30 protein-coding genes are annotated in these 22,377 nt (G+C 69.5%); 26 read left to right on the top strand and 4 right to left on the bottom strand.

Features of this window, described 5'->3' with window-relative positions; translation table 11 throughout:
* The first annotated feature begins 101 nt into the window (after positions 1-101).
* From rplN to map, 16 genes are all read left to right on the top strand, one after another.
* On the top strand, positions 102-470 hold the full coding sequence (gene rplN / locus SACE_RS32865) for a 50S ribosomal protein L14 (protein WP_009948641.1): 369 nt from the start codon (positions 102-104) through the stop codon (positions 468-470).
* Positions 470-784 carry a 50S ribosomal protein L24 gene (rplX, locus tag SACE_RS32860; protein WP_009948642.1) on the top strand — a complete coding sequence of 105 codons (315 nt, stop codon included), beginning with the start codon at positions 470-472 and terminating at the stop codon, positions 782-784. The genes rplN and rplX overlap by 1 nt, the downstream gene beginning before the upstream one ends.
* A 2-nt stretch (positions 785-786) precedes the next feature.
* A complete protein-coding gene (gene rplE / locus SACE_RS32855; RefSeq protein WP_009948643.1) occupies positions 787-1,350 on the top strand; it encodes a 50S ribosomal protein L5 in 564 nt (187 codons plus the stop codon).
* 4 nt (positions 1,351-1,354) lie between these two features.
* Positions 1,355-1,540 (top strand): type Z 30S ribosomal protein S14, encoded by a 186-nt coding sequence (locus SACE_RS32850; RefSeq protein WP_009948644.1) that lies wholly within the window; start codon positions 1,355-1,357, stop codon positions 1,538-1,540.
* A gap of 222 nt (positions 1,541-1,762) precedes the next feature.
* Positions 1,763-2,161, top strand: a complete 399-nt coding sequence (gene rpsH / locus SACE_RS32845; protein ID WP_009948647.1) for a 30S ribosomal protein S8 — start codon at positions 1,763-1,765, stop codon at positions 2,159-2,161.
* A gap of 16 nt (positions 2,162-2,177) precedes the next feature.
* Positions 2,178-2,717, top strand: coding sequence for a 50S ribosomal protein L6 (rplF, locus tag SACE_RS32840; RefSeq protein WP_009948648.1), 540 nt, complete (start codon positions 2,178-2,180; stop codon positions 2,715-2,717).
* Between the two features lie 2 nt (positions 2,718-2,719).
* Complete coding sequence (gene rplR / locus SACE_RS32835; protein WP_011875168.1) at positions 2,720-3,124, top strand: 50S ribosomal protein L18; 405 nt, start codon at positions 2,720-2,722, stop codon at positions 3,122-3,124.
* Positions 3,125-3,157: 33 nt separating this feature from the next.
* Positions 3,158-3,769 (top strand): 30S ribosomal protein S5, encoded by a 612-nt coding sequence (rpsE, locus tag SACE_RS32830; RefSeq protein ID WP_009948650.1) that lies wholly within the window; start codon positions 3,158-3,160, stop codon positions 3,767-3,769.
* Between the two features lie 2 nt (positions 3,770-3,771).
* Positions 3,772-3,954: a 50S ribosomal protein L30 gene (gene rpmD / locus SACE_RS32825; protein ID WP_009948651.1), complete on the top strand. Its 183-nt coding sequence runs from the start codon at positions 3,772-3,774 to the stop codon at positions 3,952-3,954.
* Positions 3,955-3,956: 2 nt separating this feature from the next.
* On the top strand, positions 3,957-4,406 hold the full coding sequence (gene rplO / locus SACE_RS32820) for a 50S ribosomal protein L15 (RefSeq protein ID WP_009948652.1): 450 nt from the start codon (positions 3,957-3,959) through the stop codon (positions 4,404-4,406).
* 508 nt (positions 4,407-4,914) lie between these two features.
* On the top strand, positions 4,915-5,496 hold the full coding sequence (locus SACE_RS39615) for a hypothetical protein (protein ID WP_011875167.1): 582 nt from the start codon (positions 4,915-4,917) through the stop codon (positions 5,494-5,496).
* Positions 5,497-5,509: 13 nt separating this feature from the next.
* Positions 5,510-6,133 carry a hypothetical protein gene (locus SACE_RS32810; RefSeq protein WP_009948654.1) on the top strand — a complete coding sequence of 208 codons (624 nt, stop codon included), beginning with the start codon at positions 5,510-5,512 and terminating at the stop codon, positions 6,131-6,133.
* Between the two features lie 57 nt (positions 6,134-6,190).
* On the top strand, positions 6,191-6,787 hold the full coding sequence (locus SACE_RS32805) for a hypothetical protein (protein WP_009948658.1): 597 nt from the start codon (positions 6,191-6,193) through the stop codon (positions 6,785-6,787).
* 620 nt (positions 6,788-7,407) lie between these two features.
* Positions 7,408-8,721 (top strand): preprotein translocase subunit SecY, encoded by a 1,314-nt coding sequence (secY, locus tag SACE_RS32800; protein ID WP_009948659.1) that lies wholly within the window; start codon positions 7,408-7,410, stop codon positions 8,719-8,721.
* Between the two features lie 217 nt (positions 8,722-8,938).
* On the top strand, positions 8,939-9,493 hold the full coding sequence (locus SACE_RS32795) for an adenylate kinase (protein ID WP_011875166.1): 555 nt from the start codon (positions 8,939-8,941) through the stop codon (positions 9,491-9,493).
* Between the two features lie 16 nt (positions 9,494-9,509).
* Positions 9,510-10,301, top strand: a complete 792-nt coding sequence (gene map / locus SACE_RS32790; protein ID WP_009948661.1) for a type I methionyl aminopeptidase — start codon at positions 9,510-9,512, stop codon at positions 10,299-10,301.
* A 143-nt stretch (positions 10,302-10,444) separates the two neighbouring features.
* Here the strand turns inward: map and SACE_RS32785 are convergent, their stop codons facing one another.
* Together SACE_RS32785 and SACE_RS32780 are read right to left on the bottom strand one after the other, a co-directional pair.
* Complete coding sequence (locus SACE_RS32785) at positions 10,445-11,077, bottom strand: class I SAM-dependent methyltransferase (RefSeq protein ID WP_009948662.1); 633 nt, start codon at positions 11,075-11,077, stop codon at positions 10,445-10,447.
* A 176-nt stretch (positions 11,078-11,253) separates the two neighbouring features.
* On the bottom strand, positions 11,254-11,919 hold the full coding sequence (locus SACE_RS32780; protein WP_009948664.1) for a class I SAM-dependent methyltransferase: 666 nt from the start codon (positions 11,917-11,919) through the stop codon (positions 11,254-11,256).
* A 420-nt stretch (positions 11,920-12,339) separates the two neighbouring features.
* Here SACE_RS32780 and infA point away from each other — a divergent pair, with 420 nt between their 5' ends.
* The 9 genes from infA to SACE_RS32735 all read left to right on the top strand — a co-directional run bounded on the left by infA (position 12,340) and on the right by SACE_RS32735 (position 18,427).
* Positions 12,340-12,561 carry a translation initiation factor IF-1 gene (gene infA / locus SACE_RS32775; RefSeq protein ID WP_009948665.1) on the top strand — a complete coding sequence of 74 codons (222 nt, stop codon included), beginning with the start codon at positions 12,340-12,342 and terminating at the stop codon, positions 12,559-12,561.
* 52 nt (positions 12,562-12,613) lie between these two features.
* On the top strand, positions 12,614-12,727 hold the full coding sequence (gene rpmJ / locus SACE_RS32770) for a 50S ribosomal protein L36 (RefSeq protein ID WP_009948666.1): 114 nt from the start codon (positions 12,614-12,616) through the stop codon (positions 12,725-12,727).
* Positions 12,728-12,901: 174 nt separating this feature from the next.
* Positions 12,902-13,279, top strand: coding sequence for a 30S ribosomal protein S13 (gene rpsM / locus SACE_RS32765; RefSeq protein WP_009948667.1), 378 nt, complete (start codon positions 12,902-12,904; stop codon positions 13,277-13,279).
* Between the two features lie 25 nt (positions 13,280-13,304).
* Positions 13,305-13,709, top strand: a complete 405-nt coding sequence (gene rpsK, locus SACE_RS32760; RefSeq protein ID WP_009948668.1) for a 30S ribosomal protein S11 — start codon at positions 13,305-13,307, stop codon at positions 13,707-13,709.
* A 23-nt stretch (positions 13,710-13,732) separates the two neighbouring features.
* Entirely contained in the window at positions 13,733-14,338 is a 606-nt protein-coding gene (gene rpsD, locus SACE_RS32755; RefSeq protein ID WP_009948669.1) for a 30S ribosomal protein S4, read from the top strand.
* 145 nt (positions 14,339-14,483) lie between these two features.
* The gene (locus SACE_RS32750; RefSeq protein WP_009948670.1) at positions 14,484-15,563 is read left to right on the top strand and encodes a DNA-directed RNA polymerase subunit alpha; all 1,080 of its coding nucleotides are present in this window, start codon (positions 14,484-14,486) and stop codon (positions 15,561-15,563) included.
* Between the two features lie 50 nt (positions 15,564-15,613).
* Positions 15,614-16,165, top strand: coding sequence for a 50S ribosomal protein L17 (rplQ, locus tag SACE_RS32745; RefSeq protein WP_009948672.1), 552 nt, complete (start codon positions 15,614-15,616; stop codon positions 16,163-16,165).
* 20 nt (positions 16,166-16,185) lie between these two features.
* A complete protein-coding gene (gene truA / locus SACE_RS32740; RefSeq protein ID WP_009948674.1) occupies positions 16,186-17,076 on the top strand; it encodes a tRNA pseudouridine(38-40) synthase TruA in 891 nt (296 codons plus the stop codon).
* Between the two features lie 373 nt (positions 17,077-17,449).
* Positions 17,450-18,427 (top strand): DUF2157 domain-containing protein, encoded by a 978-nt coding sequence (locus tag SACE_RS32735; RefSeq protein WP_009948675.1) that lies wholly within the window; start codon positions 17,450-17,452, stop codon positions 18,425-18,427.
* A gap of 58 nt (positions 18,428-18,485) precedes the next feature.
* Here the strand turns inward: SACE_RS32735 and SACE_RS32730 are convergent, their stop codons facing one another.
* Both SACE_RS32730 and eccE read right to left on the bottom strand, forming a co-directional pair.
* Positions 18,486-19,217 (bottom strand): hypothetical protein, encoded by a 732-nt coding sequence (locus tag SACE_RS32730; protein ID WP_009948676.1) that lies wholly within the window; start codon positions 19,215-19,217, stop codon positions 18,486-18,488.
* Positions 19,214-20,515 (bottom strand): type VII secretion protein EccE, encoded by a 1,302-nt coding sequence (gene eccE / locus SACE_RS32725; protein WP_011875162.1) that lies wholly within the window; start codon positions 20,513-20,515, stop codon positions 19,214-19,216. Before eccE ends, SACE_RS32730 begins: the two co-directional genes overlap by 4 nt.
* Positions 20,516-20,689: 174 nt before the next feature.
* On the opposite strand from eccE, the gene eccB reads away from it, so the two are divergent.
* Entirely contained in the window at positions 20,690-22,297 is a 1,608-nt protein-coding gene (gene eccB, locus SACE_RS32720; protein ID WP_081468359.1) for a type VII secretion protein EccB, read from the top strand.
* Positions 22,298-22,377: the final 80 nt, after the last annotated feature.

Genomic DNA, 22,377 nt, shown 5'->3' with positions numbered 1-22,377 from the left:
GCCGAATCGCGTGCCGGTTGACCGCGCGCGTCGGGTCGGAAATCCGTCGCGCCAGAGTGCATCCGGGCGGGCGTCCGGATGCTTAGGGTCAGGAGTAAGAAGTGATCCAGCAGGAGTCGCGACTTCGCGTCGCCGACAACAGTGGGGCCAAGGAGATCCTGACGATCCGGGTTCTCGGTGGCTCCGGTCGGCGCTACGCGGGTATCGGGGACATCATCGTGGCGACCGTCAAGGACGCCATTCCCGGTGCCAACGTCAAGAAGGGCGAAGTGGTCAAGGCCGTCATCGTCCGCCAGAAGAAGGAAAAGCGTCGTGCGGATGGTTCCTACATCCGGTTCGACGAGAACGCTGCCGTGCTGATCAAGCCGAGCGGCGAGCCGCGTGGGACCCGCATCTTCGGGCCCGTCGGCCGCGAGCTGCGTGACAAGAAGTACATGAAGATCATCTCGCTCGCGCCGGAGGTGCTGTGATGAAGGTGAAGAAGGGTGACACCGTCGTTGTCATCTCCGGCAAGGACAAGGGCGCCAAGGGCAAGGTGATCCAGGCCTTCCCGCAGCGCGACAAGGTCCTGGTCGAAGGCGTGAACCGGATCAAGAAGCACACCAAGGTCTCCCGGACCGAGCGTGGTGCGCAGTCCGGCGGCATCGTCACGCAGGAAGCGCCCATCCACGTCAGCAACGTGATGGTGGTGGACTCCGACGGCCAGCCCACGCGCGTCGGCTACCGCATCGGTGAAGACGGCAAGAAGGTTCGCATCTCTCGCCGCAACGGTAAGGACATCTGATCATGACCACGACTGAGAAGATCGTCCCCCGGCTGAAGACCCGCTACCGCGACGAGATCCGCCAGGCCCTGAACGAGGAGTTCCACTACTCCAACGCCATGCAGGTGCCCGGCGTGGTCAAGGTCGTGGTCAACATGGGTGTTGGCGACGCCGCACGGGACAGCAAGCTGATCGAGGGCGCGGTTCGCGACCTGGCGACCATCACGGGTCAGAAGCCGGAGATCCGCAAGGCCCGCAAGTCCATCGCGCAGTTCAAGCTGCGCGAGGGCATGCCGATCGGGGCCCGCGTGACGCTGCGCGGCGACCGGATGTGGGAGTTCATCGACCGGCTGGTCACCATCGCGCTGCCGCGCATCCGTGACTTCCGGGGGCTGTCGGGCAAGCAGTTCGACGGCAAGGGCAACTACACCTTCGGTCTCAACGAGCAGTCGATGTTCCACGAGATCGACCCCGACTCGATCGACCGTCCGCGCGGCATGGACATCACCGTCGTTACTACGGCCAACACCGATGAGGAAGGCCGGGTGCTGCTGCGCCGGCTGGGCTTCCCGTTCAAGGAGAACTGAGCCGATGGCCAAGAAGGCGTTGATCAACAAGGCCGCCGCCAAGCCGAAGTTCAAGGTCCGGGGCTACACCCGGTGCCAGCGCTGCGGTCGTCCGCGGTCGGTGTTCCGCAAGTTCGGCCTCTGCCGCGTGTGCTTCCGCGAGATGGCGCACGCCGGCGAGCTGCCGGGCGTGAGCAAGAGCTCCTGGTGACGTCCCGCCCGACGGGGATTCGGCTGCTGCCGGTACCCTCGTCGGGCGTCACCTGGGCGTTCGCCCCTGCGCTGAGGACGCTCGCGCTCGCACGCGAAGAGAACGGCCTGCCGCTGCGGCAGGCGATGACCCCCTAATTCGTCCAGGCCGGGGTCCAGACGGTGCCTCCTGGCACGTGTCGGGACCCGCAGGAACCAGACGAGAAAGGTTGAGAAGGTCACCATGACGATGACCGATCCCATCGCAGACATGCTCACTCGTCTGCGCAACGGCAACTCGGCATACCACGACGAGGTCGTGATGCCGCACTCGAAGCTGAAGGCGAACATCGCCGAGATCCTCAAGCGCGAGGGTTACGTGTCGGGCTACCGCACGGAGCAGGGCGAGAAGGGCCAGAACCTGGTCGTCGAGCTCAAGTACGGCCCGAACCGCGAGCGGAGCATCGCCGGCCTGCGCCGCGTCTCCAAGCCCGGTCTCCGGGTCTACGCCAAGTCCACCAACCTGCCGAAGGTGCTGGGCGGACTGGGCATCGCGATCATTTCGACCTCCGGCGGTCTGCTGACCGACCGGCAGGCCATCAAGCAAGGCGTGGGCGGGGAAGTCCTCGCCTACGCGTGGTAAGGGAGGAGGAACGGCCATGTCGCGCATTGGAAAGCTGCCGATCACCGTCCCCTCCGGCGTCGAGGTGACGATCGACGGCCAGGACGTGACGGTCAAGGGCCCCAAGGGCTCCCTGGTGCAGCGGATCGCGGAACCGATCACCGTCGAGAAGGACGACGACGGTGCCATCCTGGTCAAGCGGCCCGACGACGAGCGCAACAGCCGCTCGCTGCACGGACTGTCCCGCAGCCTGGTGAACAACATGGTGGTCGGCGTCAGCCAGGGCTACCAGAAGGACCTCGAGATCCACGGCGTGGGTTACCGCGTGCAGCAGAAGGGCTCGAACCTCGAGTTCGCCCTCGGCTACAGCCACCCGGTCGTCGTCGAGCCGCCGGAGGGCATCGAGTTCGCCACCGACGGTCCCACCAAGCTGTCGGTCAAGGGGATTGACAAGCAGCTGGTCGGCGAGATCGCCGCCAGGATCCGCAAGCTGCGCCGCCCCGACCCGTACAAGGGCAAGGGTGTCCGCTACGCGGGCGAGAACATCCGCCGCAAGGTCGGAAAGACGGGTAAGTGACCATGAGCGAGACCACCACAGCTACCAAGCGCAAGCCAGTGGGCAAGGGCATCTCGGGCGTGCGTCGGACCGCCCGGGCCAACCGCCACTTCCGCCTCCGCAAGAAGGTCAGCGGCACCCCGGCCCGCCCGCGGCTGGTCGTCACCCGGTCCACGCGGCACATCGTCGCGCAGGTCATCGACGACGTCGCCGGCCACACGCTGGCCTCGGCCTCCACGCTGGAAGCCGACCTGCGTTCGTTCGACGGCGACAAGAAGGCCAAGGCCGCCAAGGTCGGCGAGCTGGTCGCCGCCCGTGCCAAGGAGGCCGGCATCGCCGCGGTCGTCTTCGACCGGGGCGGCAACGCCTACCACGGTCGGGTGGCCGCGCTGGCCGACGCCGCTCGTGACGGCGGTCTGGAGTTCTGAGATGCGTAAGACAGCGAACGGAAGGGACGCCTGATGCCTGGACGCACTCGGCGTGACGGCGGTTCGGAGTCCGGCGGCAAGGACCGCCGGGACCGCCGCGACGGTGGCCGTGGCGGGGCGGCCCAAGAGAAGACCCCGCAGTTCGAGCGAGTCGTGACCATCAACCGGGTCGCGAAGGTCGTCAAGGGCGGTCGGCGCTTCAGCTTCACCGCTCTGGTCGTCGTCGGCGACGGCGACGGCATGGTCGGTGTCGGCTACGGCAAGGCCAAGGAAGTTCCGGCGGCGATCGCCAAGGGTGTCGAGGAAGCGAAGAAGAACTTCTTCCGCGTTCCCCGGCTCGGCGGCACGATCACCCACCCGGTGCAGGGCGAGGACGCCGCGGGCGTCGTGCTGCTGCGTCCGGCCAGCGCCGGTACCGGTGTCATCGCCGGTGGCCCGGTGCGCGCGGTGCTGGAGTGCGCGGGTGTGCACGACGTGCTGAGCAAGTCGCTGGGCAGTGACAACCCGATCAACATCGTGCACGCGACCGTCGCGGCGCTGAAGCAGCTTCAGCGTCCCGAGGAGGTCGCGGCGCGTCGTGGCCTGCCGCTGGAGGACGTCGCACCGGCGTTCATGCTGCGGGCCCGGGCCGGGCAGGGGGCGTGACGATGGGACAGCTGAAGATCACGCAGCACAAGGGTCTGGTCGGCGCCAAGCAGAACCAGAAGGACTCGATGCGGACCCTGGGCCTGCGCAAGATCCGCCAGTCGGTCGTCCGTCCGGACACCCCTGACGTGCGTGGCCTGGTCAACGTCGTTCACCACCTGGTGACGGTCGAGGAGGTCGACTGAGCATGGTCATCAAGATTCACGACCTGCGTCCGGCCCCTGGCTCCAAGCGCGACAAGATCCGTGTCGGTCGCGGTGAGGGCTCCAAGGGCAAGACCGCCGGTCGCGGTACCAAGGGCACCAAGGCCCGCAAGAACGTCTCCCCTCGTTTCGAGGGTGGGCAGATGCCGATCCACATGCGGTTGCCGAAGCTGCGCGGTTTCAAGAACCGCTTCCGCACCGAGTTCCACGGCGTGAACGTCGGCAAGCTCGCCGCCGCGTTCCCGCAGGGTGGCACCGTCGGCATCGACGAGCTGATCTCCGCCGGCCTCGCCAACAAGGGCGAGCTGGTCAAGATCCTCGGCGACGGGGACCTCGAGGGCGTCAAGCTGGAGGTGACCGCGCACGCGTTCACCGGCAGCGCCCAGGAGAAGATCACCGCCGCCGGTGGTTCGGTCACCAAGCTGGACCGCTGACAGCGCCATAGCCGGTGAGGGCCGGTCGACCTCCGGGTCGGCCGGCCCTCGTCGTTTCCGGGGACGGTGTCGCGTCTGCCGATGGAATCGGGTGCCGGGAGGCGGCCGCGCGGGGTGCGCTTATCGCATCTCCCGTGACGGAGTGCTTCTCGAACCTCCGATCACAACCGAGTGCGCTTCTTGAATCTTTCGCCGCGGATCGAGCCGCTCGTCGCAGAGCGCTTTTCGGGTCTCTTGTCGGTAAGCCTTTCGGGTCGGTGGAGCACAGCCTTTCGGCGGTGGTGGGCGCGTCCGTTGGCGGCGCGGGTCAGCGCTCTTCGCCGTGGTCGCCAGCCGCTGTTCGGCGCAGCGGCTTCCGCTGCGGGGCCTCGGTCGAAGGTGCCAGGGGACACCTCCGCATTCAGTTTGGGAGCGCTCCCATTCGTCGGTGTTCCGGGCGGTCCGCGCTTCGTACGTTGATCGTGCCGCCCGTCACAGGACGGCGTCAGCTGACGAGGGAGCCACGGACATGCGACATCGACGAACAGGGCGCGCCGCCCTGGCGGCAGCGGCCGTGCTGGCCGCGACGATCTCCGGCACGGCCACGGGTGTCGCCGCGCCGACAGGCGGGGCGGCCGCTGGCAGCGCGGCAGAGGCGGGGCAGCCCGGCTCCGCGGGAACCGCGGCCGCGCCGTCGGCAACCGGCCAGGCGGGCTCCGCGCAGGCCGCACCCGGGCAGCACTGCTCCTACGACCTGCGCACCGCGGAGCGGCACTGCTTCGCCTCCCAGGACCAGGCGGTGACGGCGGCCCGCGCCAGGTCGGGCGAGGTCATCCAGGCCACGCTGTTCGACAACCGCGACTACGGCGGCGCCAGCTTCACCGTCTACGGCGAGTCGCTGTGCAAGAAGGACGGTGTCGTCAACTACCAGCTCGACCTGCCCGACGACTGGAAGAACCGGGTCTCCTCGGTGCAGCCGTGGGGCAACTGCTGGATCTGGCTCTACCCGGAGCCGGGTCTGGGCGGCGACCGCGACGGGCCGTTCGACGAGAACACCCCGCACGTCGGCGACCTGATGGACGACCGCACCCAGTCGATCGGCCTGAGCTGAAGGAGGTCCGCGCATGCGCGCACGAGTTTCCCTGGCCCTGCTCGCATCGGCGGTCGCGACCGGTGCGCTGGTGTTCCCGTTGCCCGCAACAGCCGCGCAGGCGGGCGTCGCCGAGGACGGCCCGACGGTCCGCGAGCTGCTGGAGAAGTGCGACAACGGCACCGACAGCTGCGTCTTCCACCCGAAGGGCGAGCCGGAGTACTTCACCGGTGAGGCCCACCAGGTCGGCGACCCGGTCTACAACTGCACCTCCAGCCAGCAGCGGTCGTCGGTGAACTGGTCCGACACGACCTCGCAGAGCAACAGCGTCGGGCTCTCCATGACGACCGAGGCCGGTTTCGGCAAGGTCTTCGCGGTCTCCTACGAGCAGACCTTCGAGCACAAGTGGGAGGAGTCGCACACGGAGGCGCAGACGACCTTCGTCGACACCAACCCGAACCAGGTCGGCTGGGTGCAGCGGGCGCCGCAGATGCAGAAGGTCAAGGGCACTTACGAGCTGCACTTCCCGGACAAGTTCCACGACCACTACATCTGGTACGTCGACCTGGAGGTGACCGGCCCGGCGCCGGACTCGTCCTCGGCGGTCAGCCAGCACACCCGCGACATGAGCGAGGAAGAGCAGGCCAACTGCCCGTAGCGGCCGCGCGAACCGCGTTCGGCGCGCCTGCGGGCCGCCGGGAGAGGGAGTCCCGCGATGAGACACGGTGTCACGACCGCGCTCGGGTCGGCGGTGGCGATCGGGCTGCTGCTCGTCCCGCCCGCCCAGGCCGACGACGGGCCGACGGCCCGCGAGCTGCTGGAGAAGTGCGACAACGGCACCGACAGCTGCGTCTTCCACCCGAAGGGTGAGCCCGAGTACTTCCAGAACACCTCGGAGCAGGTCGGGAACCCGGTGTTCAACTGCACCGACCTGCCGCAGACGATGTCGGTGTCGTGGTCGGACACGACCGCCGAGAGCAACAGCCTCGGCCTGTCGATGGCCACCAGCTTCGGCGAGGTCTTCAAGGTGACCTTCAAGGCCACCTACGGCCACGAGTGGCGCGAAGAGCACACCGAGGGCCAGACGACCTTCATCGAGGTCAAGCCGGGCGAGGTCGGCCGCGTGTACCACGGCGCGATGATGCAGAAGGTCAAGGGCACCTACGAGCTGCACTTCCAGGACAAGTTCCACGACCACTACATCTGGTACGTCGACATGGACGCGACCGGACCGGCCGACGAGCAGGGCGGCACCGTCACGCAGTCGACGCAGCCGATGACCGACGAGGAGCGCGAGGCCAACTGCGGCTGAGCGCTCGTGCGGTGCTCCGCGCGAGGCCGGTGGCCCCCGGCCGGTCTCGCGCGGAGCCGTGCGGTTGGGGGCGATCTCGCTTGGAGCCGTGCCGCCGGGTCGGTCTCGCGTGGAAATGCTGCCGGGGGCCGGCCGCGTGCGAAGACATGCCGCCGGGGTCGGCCTCGCGTGGAGATGCCGCCGGGTCGGCCGCGTGCGGTGCCGTGCGGCAGGGATCGACCCGTAGCCCGATGGTGTGCTGAACGCCGTTGCCGGCGGTGCGCTCGACGCGGGTCGCCACGGCGCGATAGCGACCGTCCGTGGTCGGCACCGAGGGCTTCGCATGCGCTCCGCTACCGGGCGAGGGCGACGCCCGATCCAGCGGAAACACAAGCGCCGCATGTGAAAAATGGCAACCGGTGCGGTCGTGCGGTTTCGCCGCAGCGCATTTCGCTGAGGGCGAATCGATGATCAGTGGTGAGCCCTCGGTCGCTGCCTGTGTCCACCGCGCGGCCTGCTAGAGTCGCGCCGTAGCGCCGCGTCCGACGCGTCGCTGCGTGTGAGTTTCCCGCCGTGCCGGCTGCTGGAAGCCGGCCATCGTCCCTGGCCGGTCCCGACCGGCTCGCGTACAGGAGGTTCGCGTGCTCGGCGCCTTCCGCTCGGCTCTGGCGACGCCGGACCTGCGGCGAAAGATCCTGTTCACACTGGGCATGGTCGTGCTGTACCGGCTCGGCGCCACGATCCCCTCCCCCGGGGTGTCGTACCCGAACATCCAGCAGTGCATCGTCCAGCTCCAGGGCAGCGGCAGCCAGAGCGTCTACTCCCTGCTGAACCTCTTCAGCGGTGGTGCGCTCCTGCAGCTGTCGGTGCTCTCGCTGGGCATCATGCCCTACATCACCGCGAGCATCATCATCCAGCTCCTGCAGGTGGTGATCCCGCGCTTCGAGCAGCTCAAGAAGGAAGGCCAGTCCGGCCAGGCGAAGCTGACGCAGTACACCCGGTACCTGGCGATCGCGCTCGCGGTCCTGCAGGCCACCGGTGTCGTGGCGCTCGCCGTCCGCGGCCAGCTGTTCCAGGGCTGCTCGGTCCCGGTGATCCCGGACGACTCGGTGCTCAACCTGATCGTCATCGTCATCGTGATGACCGCAGGCGCGGCCCTGCTGATGTGGATGGGCGAGCTGATCACCGAGCGCGGCATCGGCAACGGCATGTCGCTGCTGATCTTCACCTCGATCGCGGCCCGCGTCCCGGCCGAGGGCGGCAACATCCTCAACTCGCACGGCGGGCTGGTCTTCTCGGTCGTCTGCGCCTTCGCCGTCGCGATCATCGCGACCGTGGTCTTCATCGAGCAGGCCCAGCGCCGCATCCCGGTGCAGTACGCCAAGCGCATGATCGGCCGCCGGATGTACGGCGGGACCTCGACCTACCTGCCGCTGAAGGTCAACCAGGCCGGTGTCATCCCGGTGATCTTCGGTTCCTCGCTGCTGTACCTGCCGCAGCTGCTGGGCCAGCTGGCCGGCAACCAGAACACCTGGTGGGCGCAGTTCATCCAGACCTACATCGTCGACCCGGCGAGCTGGGTGCACATCCTGCTGTACATGGCGATGATCGTCTTCTTCGCCTACTTCTACGTCTCGATCACGTTCAACCCCGAGGAGCGGGCGGACGAGATGAAGAAGTTCGGCGGGTTCATCCCCGGCATCCGGCCGGGGCGGCCCACCGCCGAGTACCTCAACTTCGTGCTCTCCCGGATCACGCTGCCGGGCTCGCTCTACCTGGGCATCATCGCGATCCTGCCGAACTTCTTCCTCGGCATCACCGGTGGTCAGGGCCAGAACCAGAACTTCCCGTTCGGCGGCACCGCGGTGCTGATCATGGTCAACGTCGGCCTGGACACCGTGAAGCAGATCGAGAGCCAGCTCACGCAGCGCAGCTACGAGGGCTTCCTCCGCTAGACTGGACGGTCGGTGCGGATCGGCCCCGGCCCGGCGAGTCCTCCGGCGGAGGTCCCGGAGACCCGGGACGGAGGTCCCGTTCGGCCGCCCGGCTTCCTTGCGTAAGGTGAGCTGGATCGTGATGCCGGTCGCGCGGCCGGCGAACGCCCTGTGACGGATACCGCCAGCGCTCGGCGAAGGTGGCGCGAGGCCACCAGATTGATTCGGAGGCAGACCCTTGGTGCGATTGGTTCTCGTGGGCCCGCCCGGTGCGGGCAAGGGCACCCAAGCGGCCGTGCTCAGCGAGCAGCTCTCGGTGCCGCACATCTCCAGCGGCGACCTGTTCCGGTACCACATCGGCAACAACACCCCGCTGGGAGAAGAGGCCAAGCGCTACCTCGACGCGGGTGAGCTGGTTCCGGACGAGATCACCAACGAGATGGTGCTGGAGCGGCTGGCCGAGCCCGACGCCGCCGAGGGTTTCCTGCTGGACGGTTTCCCCCGCAACACCGCGCAGGCCGACGTGCTGGCGCGCTCCCTCGCCGAGAAGGGCACCGAGCTGACCGCGGTGCTGGAGTTCGACGTGCCGGAGGAGGAGTTGGTCAAGCGCCTGCTCGGGCGCGGCCGGGCCGACGACACCGAGGACGTCATCCGGCGCAGGCTGCAGGTCTACGGCTCGGAGACCGCTCCGCTGCTGAACTACTACCGGGACAAGCTGATCCGGATCGACGCCGTCGGCTCGGTCGAGGACATCACCGAGCGCGCGCTCAAGGCGCTGCGCACGCCGGCCTGAGCCGGAGGGGACTCGCGTGTTGCGGAGAGGGAAGGGCATCGAGCTCAAGTCCACCGGCGAGATCCAGGCGATGCGTGCGGCGGGTCTGGTCGTCGCCCGCGCGCTGGCGGCGGTGACCGCGAAGGCGCAGCCCGGCGTGAGCACCGGTGAGCTGGACGCGGTCGCCGAACAGGTCATCAGGGACGCGGGAGCGGTGCCTTCCTTCAAGGGCTACCAGGGTTTCCCGGCGTCGATCTGCGCGTCGCTGAACGAGCGGGTCGTCCACGGCATCCCGTCGCGCCACGAGGTGCTGGCCGAGGGCGACCTGCTCTCGGTCGACTGCGGGGCGATCCTGGACGGCTGGCACGGCGACTCCGCGGTGACCATCGGCGTCGGCCCGATCAGCGAGCGCGACCAGAAGCTCTCCGACGCGACCCGCGAGTCGATGTGGGCCGGGATCGAGCAGGTGCGGGCGGGCAACCGGCTCAGCGACATCTCGCACGCGGTGGAAAGCTCGGCGCGGGCTTCGGCGGCGGCCGACGGCATCGACTACGGGATCATCGAGGAGTACGGCGGCCACGGCATCGGCAGCGAGATGCACATGGCCCCGTTCCTGCCGAACCTCGGCAAGCCGGGCAGGGGCCCGAAGCTGAAGGTCGGGATGGCCATCGCGGTGGAGCCGATGCTGACGCTGGGCTCGGCCGACACGGTGGAGCTCGACGACGAGTGGACCGTCGTGACCACCGACGGCTCGCGGGCGTCGCACTGGGAGCACACCGTCGCCATCACCGAGGACGGTCCCTGGGTGCTCACCCAGCCCGAAGACTGATCACCGCCCGGGGGCTGAGGCTTCCGTGCTGCTGGACGCACGGGTCTGTTGGCGTCTTCCGGGACTGGTGAGACTGCTGTGGTTCTCGGGGCTGCTGGGTCATCGCAAGCTTCAGGCCCTTCGGGGGCGCTCGTGATCGCTCCTCACGCGGGTTCGCCCCCCGCGTCCGGCTCGATCCGAGGCCGGCGGCACACGTAGACGCGGCTGGGCGGCACGTTGCGCCACACCGCGCTGCGCGGCATCACCTCGTCGAACGTCTCGTGCAGGGCTCCGACGAACTCGCGGGTCGCTGCTCGCCACAGCGTCGTCAGGTAGGTGACCGTGGTGAACACGCCGTCGGGGTTGAGCGCCGCGGCGGCTTCGGACAGGAGTTCCCGCTGCTTCGCCGGGGGCAGCAGGGTCCAGGGGATGCTGCTGATGACGGCGTCGGCCTTCGAGACGCCCACGGCGCTCAGCAGCTCCCGCAGCCTCGCCGCGTCGCCCTCGACGACCTCCAGCCACGGCTTCGCCTGGCGCAGGTAGCGCACCATCGCGGGGTCGATCTCCACCGCCAGGTGCCGCCCGCGCTCGGGCAGCCGGGCCCTGATCTCGCCGCTGAGGGCGCCGGTGCCGGGACCGAGCTCGACCACGACCGGCGCGCCGGTGGTGGGCACCACGGTCGCGACCGCGGCCGCGACGTGGTGCGAGGTCGGCAGCACCGCGCCGACCACCCCGGGCCGGTGCAGGGCGCGTGAGAGGAACGTGCGGTACTCGTGGAGCTTGGCGCGCGTGCTCACGGGTGCTCCTGCCTGTCGGCTCGGGAATGCGACCGACCGTAGCCGCTCCCCGGTGCGCCCATGGTGCAGCTCGCCCGATGTGTCCGCCGGACTTCACCGGATCGTTCCGCGTCGTTGGGGTGCCCGAACGAAGGACGCCCCCGCCGGATGGCGGGGGCGCCTCGTAGGTGCGTGCGTCAGACCAGCGGCCTGCGGCAGAGGTAGTGCAGGATCGGCGGGAAGTTCTTCCACGTGGTGTGGGTGAGCACCTCGTCGAAGGTCTCGGCCAGCCGGACCCGGAACCTGCGCCCGCCCGCCGTGCGGTCGGCGGGCAGGTAGGTCAGCGCGGTGAACGCGGCGTGCGGGGCCATGGCCTCGGTGACCTGCTTGAGGATGTGGTCCTGGACGTCGTCGTCCAGCAGCGACCACGGGATGCTGCTGACGACCGCGTCGACCTTTCCGATCCCGCGCTGGTCGAGGATGGAGAGCAGATCGCCCGCGTCGCCGTGCACGACCTCCATCCACGGCTTGTGCTCGCGCAGGTGTTCGACCATGTCGGCGCCGAGCTCGATGCCGATGTGGCGGGCGCCCGTGGGCAGCCGGTCGTGGATGCCGTTGCTCAGCGAGCCCGTGCCCGGGCCGAGCTCGAGGACGACCGGCTCGCCGGTGGTCGGCACCACCTGGCCGACGGTGGCCGCCACCGCGGACGACGTGGGCGTGGCTGCGCCGACCATGCGGGGGTTGCGGAGCGCGGTCGCGAAGAAGGTGCGGTACTCGTCGAGCATCGTCGCCGCTCCGGCCACGGCCTTGTCGTAAAGGGCTTTCGGCGAGTCCGGGCTGCTTTGGTCGTGGTGGGCGGTCACGTTTCTCCTCGTTGGATTGGCAGTGCGGCCCCGCGAGCGAAGCGATCTCGAAGGTAATGAGCGGCTGATCGGCCCCGCAACCGCCGAGCCGGTCCGGATGGGGTGGTCGCAGACCCCCGCCCGGGCGAACTGCCTGCGCAGTCGGCCTGCCCCGATGTGGAGGCGGTTCCACCGGCCGCGTACAGTGGAGCAACGGCGCACTGGCTGCGTCGGTTCGTTGTGCCTGTGCTCACAGAGGCCGCGCTGATCGGACCGGGTCCTCGTCGACCCGGCCGGACGGGTGATCGCCTTCTCGTGGCACGTTACCCCGGCTCCTCGAACCGAGGTAGTGGTGTGTCCGCCGCGGTACCCGGGAGACCGGGGCTCGCGGTGCGACAAGGAATTGTCGACAAACCGTCACCGTCACGAAACGCGGAGGACATGGGCAAGAAAGACGGGGCCATTGAGGTCGAGGGTCGCGTGATCGAGCCGCTCCCCAACGCGATGTTCCGCGTCGAGTTGGAGAACGGGCACAAGGTCCTCGCACACATCAGTGGCAAGATGCGTCAGCACTACATCCGCATCCTGCCCGAGGACCGGGTCGTTGTGGAGCTCTCGCCCTACGACCTTTCCCGTGGGCGCATCGTCTACCGCTACAAGTGACCTCCACGGTGTCCGGGAGACCGGACACGCGTCCGAGCAGGAGAGCACGACCGTGAAGGTCCAGCCGAGTGTGAAGCGAATCTGCGACAAGTGCCAGGTCATCCGCCGCCACGGGCGCGTCCTGGTCATCTGCGACAACCAGCGCCACAAGCAGCGCCAGGGCTGATCGCGGATCGCGGTGCCAGGCACCGCGAACGCAGGCACAAGTGAAGGAACTCCCTTTCGACCTGCCCGTTCAAGAGCGAGCGGGCCGACCCCCGGGCTCCAGGCCGGGGCTGCGCACCCGATGCGCAGATGGTGAGGGAGCAGACCTGGAGCGACAACGAAGGAGACCTGCCAGATGGCACGGCTCGCCGGCGTCGACCTCCCCCGCGAGAAGCGGATGGAGATCGCGCTGACCTACATCTACGGCATCGGCCGTACCCGCTCGAAGGAGATCCTGCGGGCGACGGACATCTCGTTCGACGTTCGCCCGAAGGACCTCGACGACGACCAGCTCGCGAAGCTGCGCGAGGCGCTCGAGAACTACCGGCTCGAGGGTGACCTCCGCCGCGAGGTCCAGGCCGACATCCGCCGGAAGATCGAGATCGGGTGCTACCAGGGGCTGCGGCACCGCCGCCACCTCCCGGTGCACGGGCAGCGGACCAAGACCAACGCCCGCACCCGCAAGGGCCCGAAGAAGACGGTCGCCGGCAAGAAGAAGGCCGGGAAGAAGTAAGCCTCGCTAGGAGACCACGACAGATATGCCACCCAAGTCTCGCGCCGGCGCCGTCAAGAAGGTGCGGCGCAAGGAAAAGAAGAACGTCGCTCACGGCCAGGCGCACATCAAGAGCACGTTCAACAACACCATCGTCTCGATCACCGACCCCACCGGTGCGGTGATCAGCTGGGCCTCCGCCGGCCACGTCGGGTTCAAGGGCTCCCGCAAGTCCACCCCGTTCGCCGCGCAGATGGCCGCCGAGAACGCCGCCCGCAAGGCTGCTGAGCACGGCATGAAGAAGGTCGACGTCTTCGTCAAGGGCCCGGGCTCGGGCCGTGAGACGGCGATCCGCTCGCTGCAGGCCGCCGGTCTCGAGGTCGGCACGATCCAGGACGTGACCCCGCAGCCGCACAACGGCTGCCGCCCGCCCAAGCGGCGCCGGGTCTGATCGCGGGAAGGGAGAGATAGAAGATGGCTCGTTACACCGGTCCCGCGACCCGCAAGTCCCGCCGTCTGAAGGTCGACCTCGTCGGGGGCGACCAGGCGTTCGAGCGCCGGCCGTACCCGCCCGGCCAGCACGGCCGCGCGCGGATCAAGGAAACCGAGTACCTGCTGCAGCTCCAGGAGAAGCAGAAGGCGAAGTTCACCTACGGCGTGCTGGAGCGGCAGTTCCGCTCGTACTACGAGGAGGCCAACCGGCGTCCCGGCAAGACGGGTGACAACCTCCTGCAGGTGCTGGAGTGCCGGCTGGACAACGTCGTCTACCGGGCGGGCCTGGCCCGCACCCGGCGGATGGCCCGCCAGCTGGTCAGCCACGGCCACTTCACGGTCAACGGCAAGAAGGTGAACATCCCCAGCTACCAGGTGTCGAAGTGGGACATCATCGACGTCAAGCAGAAGTCGCTGGGCACCACTCCGTTCATCATCGCCAAGGAGACCATCGGCGAGCGCCCGGTCCCGGCCTGGCTGCAGGTCGTGCCCTCGAACCTGCGGATCCTGGTGCACCAGCGCCCGGAGCGCGCGCAGATCGACACCCCGGTCACCGAGCAGCTCATCGTCGAGCTCTACTCGAAGTGACGCCTTCCGCCGGCGGCCACCACGTGGTCGCCGGCGGTGGCAGTCGCGGTGGTGGTGGGCCGATACCACCGCCACCGGCCCGCTTCGAGCGGGCACGCGTCCCATCGGCGTCAAATAGCGGGCGCCGTGAGGAAAGGAAACTCAAGTGCTCATCTCCCAGCGACCTTCACTGGCCGAAGAGGCAGTCGCCGAGACCCGTTCCCGGTTCGTCATCGAGCCGCTGGAGCCGGGCTTCGGCTACACCCTCGGCAACTCGCTCCGGCGCACCCTGCTCTCGTCGATCCCGGGTGCGGCGGTCACCAGCCTGCGCATCGACGGTGTGCTGCACGAGTTCACCACGATCCCGGGCGTGAAGGAGGACGTCACCGACGTCATCCTGAACCTCAAGGAGCTGGTCGTCAGCTCCGAGGAGGACGAGCCGGTCACGATGTACCTGCGCAAGCAGGGCCCCGGTGAGGTCACCGCGGCCGACATCGTGCCGCCCGCCGGTGTCACGGTGCACAACCCCGATCTGCACATCGCCACCCTCAACGGGAAGGGCAAGCTGGAGATCGAGCTGGTCGTGGAGCGTGGTCGCGGCTACGTCCCGGCGGTGCAGAACAAGCAGACCGGTGCCGAGATCGGCCGCATCCCGGTCGACTCGATCTACTCGCCGGTGCTGAAGGTGACCTACAAGGTCGAGGCGACCCGTGTCGAGCAGCGGACGGACTTCGACAAGCTGATCCTCGACGTGGAGACCAAGCCGTCGATCACGCCGCGCGACGCGGTGGCCTCGGCGGGGCGGACCCTGGTGGAGCTGTTCGGGCTCGCGCGCGAGCTCAACGTCGACGCCGAGGGCATCGAGATCGGTCCGTCGCCCGCCGAGGCGGACACCATCGCGGCCTACGCGATGCCGATCGAGGACCTCGACCTGACGGTGCGCTCCTACAACTGCCTCAAGCGGGAGGGCATCCACACCGTCGGCGAGCTGGTCTCGCGCAGCGAGGCCGACCTGCTGGACATCCGCAACTTCGGTGCGAAGTCCATCGACGAGGTCAAGCTGAAGCTGGTCGGACTGGGCCTGTCGCTCAAGGACAGCCCGCCCGGGTTCGACCCGTCCGCCGCCGCGGCGGAGTACCCGTCCGAGGGTTGGGCCTCGGAGACCGAGACCGTCGGTGGTCTCGGCCGGGTCGAGGACAACGGCTACGACGACGGCCAGGACTACGCGGAGACAGAGCAGCTGTAGCTGTTTCGCGCGGTGAGGGGAACCGATCCGCGCCTTGAGAGGAGCAACCGATGCCCACCCCGACCAAGGGAGCGCGTCTCGGCGGGTCGCCGTCGCACGAGCGGCTGATGCTGGCCAACCTGGCCACCTCGCTGTTCGAGCACGGGAAGATCACCACGACCGAGGCGAAGGCGAAACGGCTGCGGCCGCTCGCCGAGCGTCTGATCACCAAAGCCAAGAAGGGCGACCTGCACAACCGTCGCGAGGTCATGAAGACCATCCGCGACAAGGACGTCGTGCACAAGCTCTTCGCCGAGATCGGTCCGCACTTCGCCGACCGCAACGGTGGCTACACCCGGATCGTCAAGGCGATGCCGCGTCGTGGTGACAACGCCAAGATGGCCGTGATCGCGCTGGTGACCGAGAAGACCGTCACCGCCGAGGCCGAGGCGGCCCGCGGCACCAAGTTCGCCAAGGACGAGAAGGCCAAGGCGGAGGCCACCGAGGCCAAGGCCGAGGAGACCACCGAGACCACCGAGTCGACCGAGGCCGAGTCCACCGAGGCTCCGGCCGAGGAGGCCAAGGCCGAGGACACTGCCGCGGAGAAGAAGGACGAGTCCTGATCCCTGCGCGCAGCGACGCCGTGGACGAGCCCGCCGCTCCCTCCGGGGAGGGCGGGCTCGTCCGTCTGCGTCTGGAGGTCTCCTACGACGGCACCGACTTCTTCGGCTGGGCCAAGCAGCCCGACCGCCGCACGGTGCAGGGGCTGCTGGAGGACGCGCTGCGCAAGCAGCCCCCGGGCCGTTCGGTGCCGCGCTCGGTCGTCGTGGCGGGGCGCACCGACACCGGGGTGCACGCGACGGGACAGGTCGTCCACGTCGACGTCGTGCCTTCGGCTCCGGACGAGGGCGGGCGGTTGCCGCTCGACGAGCACGGGATCCCCGATCTGGACCGGATGCGCCACCGCTGGAACCGGATCCTGCCCGGTGACGTGCGGGTGCTCGGCGCACGGGTGGCTCCGGCGGGGTTCGACGCGCGGTTCTCGGCAATGCGCAGGCACTACCGCTACCAGGTCTCCGACGCGCCTTGGGGTGTGGACCCGTTGCGGCGCCGGGACACCCTGTCCTGGAACCGTCCGCTCGACGTGGACGCGTTGAACGCCGCTTCCGAGGACCTGCTGGGGCTCAACGACTTCGCCGCGTTCTGCAAGCAGCGCGAGGGCGCGACCACCGTGCGGGAGTTGCAGCGCTTCTCGTGGGAGCGCGCCGAACCGCACCTGCTGGTGGCGCGGGTCAGCGCCGACGCCTTCTGCCACTCCATGGTCCGCAGCCTGGTCGGCGCGCTGCTCATGGTCGGCGACGGCCGCCGCTCGCGGACCTGGCCGGCCGAGGCGCTGCGCGCGGCCGAGCGCACCAGCACCGTGGCGCCCGCGCACGGGCTGACCCTCGTCGGCGTCGACTACCCGTCCGACGAAGAGCTCGCCGACCGTGCCGCCCGCACACGCGCCGTGCGCACCCTCGGGCTCGGCGGATAGCCGAAACCGTTTCGGGTCGTCTGCGGCCAGCTCAGCGCCGGCACGGGCGTGCTGATCGCCGCGGAGTGAGTAGAAGTGCTCACCGCGAAACCCGCGCTCCGATGTTGTACTGGCGGGGATGGGTTTCCTCCCCACAGCTGAAGCTGGGGGAATCCCTTCCGCCTCGCAGCGGAAGCTTCCTGCTTCATCGCCGGTTGCCTCCCCGGTTAAGGCGAGGGACGCAGAAAACGCCCGGAGGTCTTACACCCGCTCCACAGGCCACGTCCCACACCCCGTGGGAACACCGGAAGGGCTTGATCAGCATAGCGCCGAGAGGAGGCAGGCGGCTCGTCAACATGCCCAAGGGCAAGGTTCTCCGCCGCCAACAAATCCCATGAACGAAACGCATCGTCTGTCGCCGGAACAACGTGCACGGCTGGAGCGGCTGGCCGACCGGGGTGTGCTGACCCGCGAGCAGGTGGCGGCCGTTCTCGAGGAACTCGACTCCCCGCGCGCGGCGCCGGAGAGCACCGGGAGCGGGCTTTGGGAGGTGCTCGGCTACATCGGCGGCGCGCTCGTGCTCGGCGGGGCATCCTTGCTGGTGGGCATGTCCTGGGAGGACCTCACCCGCCCGGCTCGCGTCGGTCTGCTCGTCGCGGCGACGCTGGCGCTGGCCGCGGCCGGTCTGGTCATCGCCGGTGGACCGCGCGGTGCGCGCGCGTTCGCCGCCCAGCCGGCGTCACCGCGCGGCCGGATCGTGGGAGTGCTGTTCGCGCTCGGGGCCTGCACGGCGGCGCTGGCGGTCGGCAGCGGCGTGGACGCCTACGAGTCGCTGGCCGCCACGGCGACGGGCCTGCTGGTCGCGCTGCTCGGCTACGCCGTGGTGCGGGGGCTGCCGCTGCTGGTGGTGGCCGTCGGCTTCAGCGTCGGCGTGGTGGTCTCCGCGGGCGAGGAGTGGTTCAGCGAGTCGACGCCGCTGATGACGACGGCGCTGGTGGCGCTGGGCGCGGTGTGGACGGCGCTCGCCGCCACCGGTGCGCTGCGGCACCGCCAGACCGCGCTGGGGGCCGGCGTGGTGATCGCCCTCGCCGGGTCGCAGTACCCGCTGACCTCCGAGCAGCCGTGGTGGGGCTACGGGCTGACGCTGCTGATCGCGCTCGGCTGCTTCGCCGCCTACCTGGCCGAACGCGCCGCCGTCCTGCTCGTGCTGGGCGTGGTCGGCGTGACGGTGTCGGTGCCGGAGGCGGTGTGGGACTGGACGGGTGGCGCGCTCAGCGGCCCGCTCGTGGTGCTGCTGGTCGGCGTCGTCTTCCTGGCCGCCGGCGGCATCGGGCTGCGGCTGCGCCGGAACCCGCCGCCGCTGAAGTCCTGAGTGGACGCACGAAGCCCCGGACCGCGGAGGTCCGGGGCTTCGTCGGTTCCGCGCCCGCTCAGTCGCCGCGGCGGATGGGGCCCAGGATGGCCTGCTCCTTCTCGCGGGTCACCAGCTGGATCGGCGCCCAGGCCATGTTGCCCAGCGCGATGATGGTGTCGTCCTTGAGCTGGGTGAGCTGCTGCACCTGCGGCGGCTGGAGGAACCAGATGCGCTGCGCGAGCTGCGCCTGGTTCAGCGGGAGCCGTTGCAGCAGCACCAGGTCCGCCGCGTTGGCCGCGGTGCCGCTGCCGACCTGCGGGTGCAGGTACGGCAGCACGTACATCGTCGTCTGCCACGCCGCGCGGGGCGGGAACAGCTCCTGCGGGACCGCACCGCCGTCGTGGATCACCAGCAGCGGGGCGTCCTCGCTGGCCCTGGGCAGGTCGAACGGGCTGAGCCTGCGGATCTGTGCCAGCGGCACCGGTTTGCCGTCGGGGGTCTGGCCCGCCGCGCGCTCGAGCACCTTCCACGCCGCGGGGCGCCCGGTGGCCACCACGACCCACGCGCCGGTGGCCATCGCGCGCAGCGCGATCTGGCGGGCCAGGTACAGGCCGCCGACGGTGACCATGCGGGTCGGCTGCGGGCGCAGGATCGAGGCCGCGACCGCCTTGCCCGTCGGGTCCGAACCGATGACCATGCCGCCGCGGTCGCCGGAAGGGCTGACCGCGTCGAGGGTCTCGGGGGTGACCAGGAACTGCGGTGCCGCGCCGCTGTTGCCCGGGGTGTCGATGGTCCTGGTTCGGCTCATGCCGCACCTCCCAGCGGCACCGTCGCGGCGTAGCCGGCGAGCTGCATGCCGCGCAGCGGGGTCAGGGTCAGCCCGAGGCGGCCGCTGATCGACTTGAGCCGGTCGTCGGCGGCGTTGAGCTCGCTGGGCGTGCGGGCGCTGACCCGCACCAGCCCGCGCAGGCCGACCTCGCCGTCCTCGCCGGCCGGGGAGATCGACAGCGCGATGCTGGTCGACAGCGCCCGGATGCCGGTGAGCGCGTTGAGGCTGCCGCTCATCTGGCCCGGCCAGCTGGTGATGGCATAGCTGGAGTGGCCGACACCACCCGCGGTGACGCCGTCCCAGCGCTCCTTGAGTCCGACAGGGCGCTGCGAGCCGAGAACCGACTGCAGCTCCGCCGAGGCCACACCGGCCTGCAGCAGCTCGTCGGGGTCCAGCGGGTGGGTCGGGATCCCCTGCCGCTCCAGCGCGTTCCGCACGCGCGAGAGCGCACCGATCAGCGCGCGCTGGGCGCCGAGGACACCGCCGCCGCGCTCGCCGATGGCCTTGGCGCAGCGCTGCGGGTCCAGCCGGACCGCGACCCACGTGGTCCGCCGCGCCGCGGCGGCCAGCGGGCCGAGGACCTCCAGATAGGAGTTCAGCGCGGGGGAGCTCGACGGCAGCGACGCGCTGCCGGGGTAGCAGTGCCAGATGACCTGGATCGCGTCGAGCACCACGCCGCGGTCCTCCAGGCACGGTGCGAGCACGCCCAGCGGCAGGTTCGGCGCGGAACCGACCGGGTTGAGCAGCGAGGGGGTCGGCTCCACCGCGAGCACCGCGGTCCACTTGCCGTTGTGCCAGGCCATGCCGACCGGGTTGCGGTCGTGGTCCTGGCTGCGGGCGATCACCAGGTCCTCGACGACCAGCCGCAGCAGCGCGACGCGGTGGTTCTCGTCAGGACCGATGATCCCGTCGCCGTCCTTGTCCTCCGCGGGTTCCAGGACGTCGACCGTCAGCGGGTGCGACACCCTGGTGTGGCCGCGCGAGCGGTACTCGAAGACCAGGCCGACCCACTGGGTGAACCAGCGGCCCCGGCGGCGCAGCAGCGCGATGATCAGCGCGAGCGCGGCCACCCCGGCCGAGACCGGCCACAGCGTCTGGTTGATCAGCACGAGGATCAGGCCGATGGCCAGGCCGACCTCGATGAGCACGATGTTGGCCACCGGAATGGCCCCGAGGGTCGCGCCGTTGGTGCGGCGTCGCGCGCGGATGCGCGTGCGCTGCGCACTGGCGGGCCCGGAGGCTTTCGGCTGGGCCGGATGTTGTGTGGTCACGGACATCCGTTCGGTCTCTCCCCCTCGCAGGTAAGTGCGGCACGCGGCAGGCGTGGGTCACTGTCTGGCGCAGCCGCGTGAAGAGAATACTGATGGAGTCGGCGGAACCGTACCCATTCGGTGCCTCTGTGCGGCTAGCATGCCGAACCGTACCTCGGACGGGAGAGCTGTAGGCGAAGAATGGCATCAACACCCACAACCAAGTCACAGGTCCAGGCATATCGGTTCGTGCTGCGCCGAATGGAATCGGCGCTGGTGCGCAAGGACGCGGTGATGCTGCACGATCCGATGGGCTCCCACAAGAGGGCCACGGTGGTCGGTGCCGTCCTCGCGTGCATCGGTTTGATCGGGTTTCTCGTTTGGGGGCTGTTCGCGGGCAAGGGCACCGTGCCGGAACCCGGCTCGATCGTGATCGCGAAGGAAAGCGGAAGTGTCTTCGTCGTTACCGCCGACGACAAGGCGCAGAAACGGCTGATCCCGATGCTGAACATGGCGTCGGCGCGGCTGCTGGTGATGGCGCAGGGCGGCGGTCAGGGCGGCGCGGTGACGCCGACCACGGTCAAGGAATCGGCGCTGGCGGAGTTCCCCCGCGGTCCGAGGACGGGAATCGTCAACGCGCCGACGTACCTGCCCGCGGCGAACAACGGCGCGATGCCCGCGTGGGCGGTCTGCGACGTCGGCCAGGTCAAGGACACCCTGAACTCGGCCGAGATCGAGCGCTCCGCCAAGGTCGAGACCGTCGTGATCGGTGGTGACAACCACCACGGCACGCCGCTGGATCCGGAGCAGTCCCTCTACGTCAAGGACCAGTCCTCCGGCAAGAGCTACCTGGTGTACCGGGTGGAGAACCTGCCGGGCAAGCAGCGCACCCAGGCGGTCAAGTCGGAGATCGACCGCACCGACTCGGTGGTCGCCGACATCTACCGCCTGCGCGGCAAGACGCCGCGCACGATCAGCACCAACATGCTCAACGCGATCCCGAACGCGCCGGGCGTGCCGGTCATGAGGGTGCCGAGCGTGCCGGGCGCCGGAACGCCGATCGACTACATGCAGGGCAAGGAGGTCGGCGACGTCGTCAAGCGGACCATCCCGAACCAGCCCAACGAGTACTTCGTGCTGATGCAGAACGGGAAGCAGCGGATCAGCGCCGGTGCCGCCGGTGTCCTGCACGCTTCCCGCGAGAGCAGCAAGGAGATCCCGGACATGACCGGTGCCGTCACCGACGCGCCGGACGCTCCGAAGCAGCAGGAGATCAACGTCTCGGGCTACCCGATGGCGGTGCCGACCCCGCTGGGCTTCCAGCAGGCCGACACGTCCTGCCTGAGCTGGGAGAACATCAACGGTGAGCACCACATCACCGTCACCACCAACAAGGGCACGCCCGCGGTGAAGCCCGCCGTGAAGCTGGCCCAGTACGACGGTTCCGGCCCGAAGGTGGACTACTTCTTCATGCCGGCGGGCAAGGCCGCGGTGGTGCGCGGGACGGCCAACGAGTCCGGTGCGGGCAGCGGCCCGATCTCGCTGGTGTCCGACCAGGGCGTCACCTACGGCATCAAGGACGTGGCGACCGCGCAGGCGCTGGGTGTGATCGGCACCGCGCTCGACATCAAGGACGCCCCGTCGTGGCTGCTCCGCGGCATCCCGCCGACGCTGCCCAGCGGTGACTTCCTCGACCCGGCGCAGGCGAGCTTCGTCTACGACTCGATCCCGGTGCCGCCGGGTGCGGTCAACCGCCCGCCGCCGCAGAAGAACCAGCAGCAGAGCGGGGCCACCACCGCAGGCAGCTGACACCGCGGACGGGGTGCGAGCACCCCGTCCGCCACGCCGGGGAACCGAACCGGCCCTGACAACGTCCGAGGGAACAGCGA

This window comes from Saccharopolyspora erythraea NRRL 2338 (assembly GCF_000062885.1).
Classification (GTDB): Bacteria; Actinomycetota; Actinomycetes; order Mycobacteriales; family Pseudonocardiaceae; genus Saccharopolyspora_D; species Saccharopolyspora_D erythraea.
The sequence above is the reverse complement of the archived record's forward strand: the minus strand, read 5'-3'. Positions and strand labels throughout refer to the sequence as shown.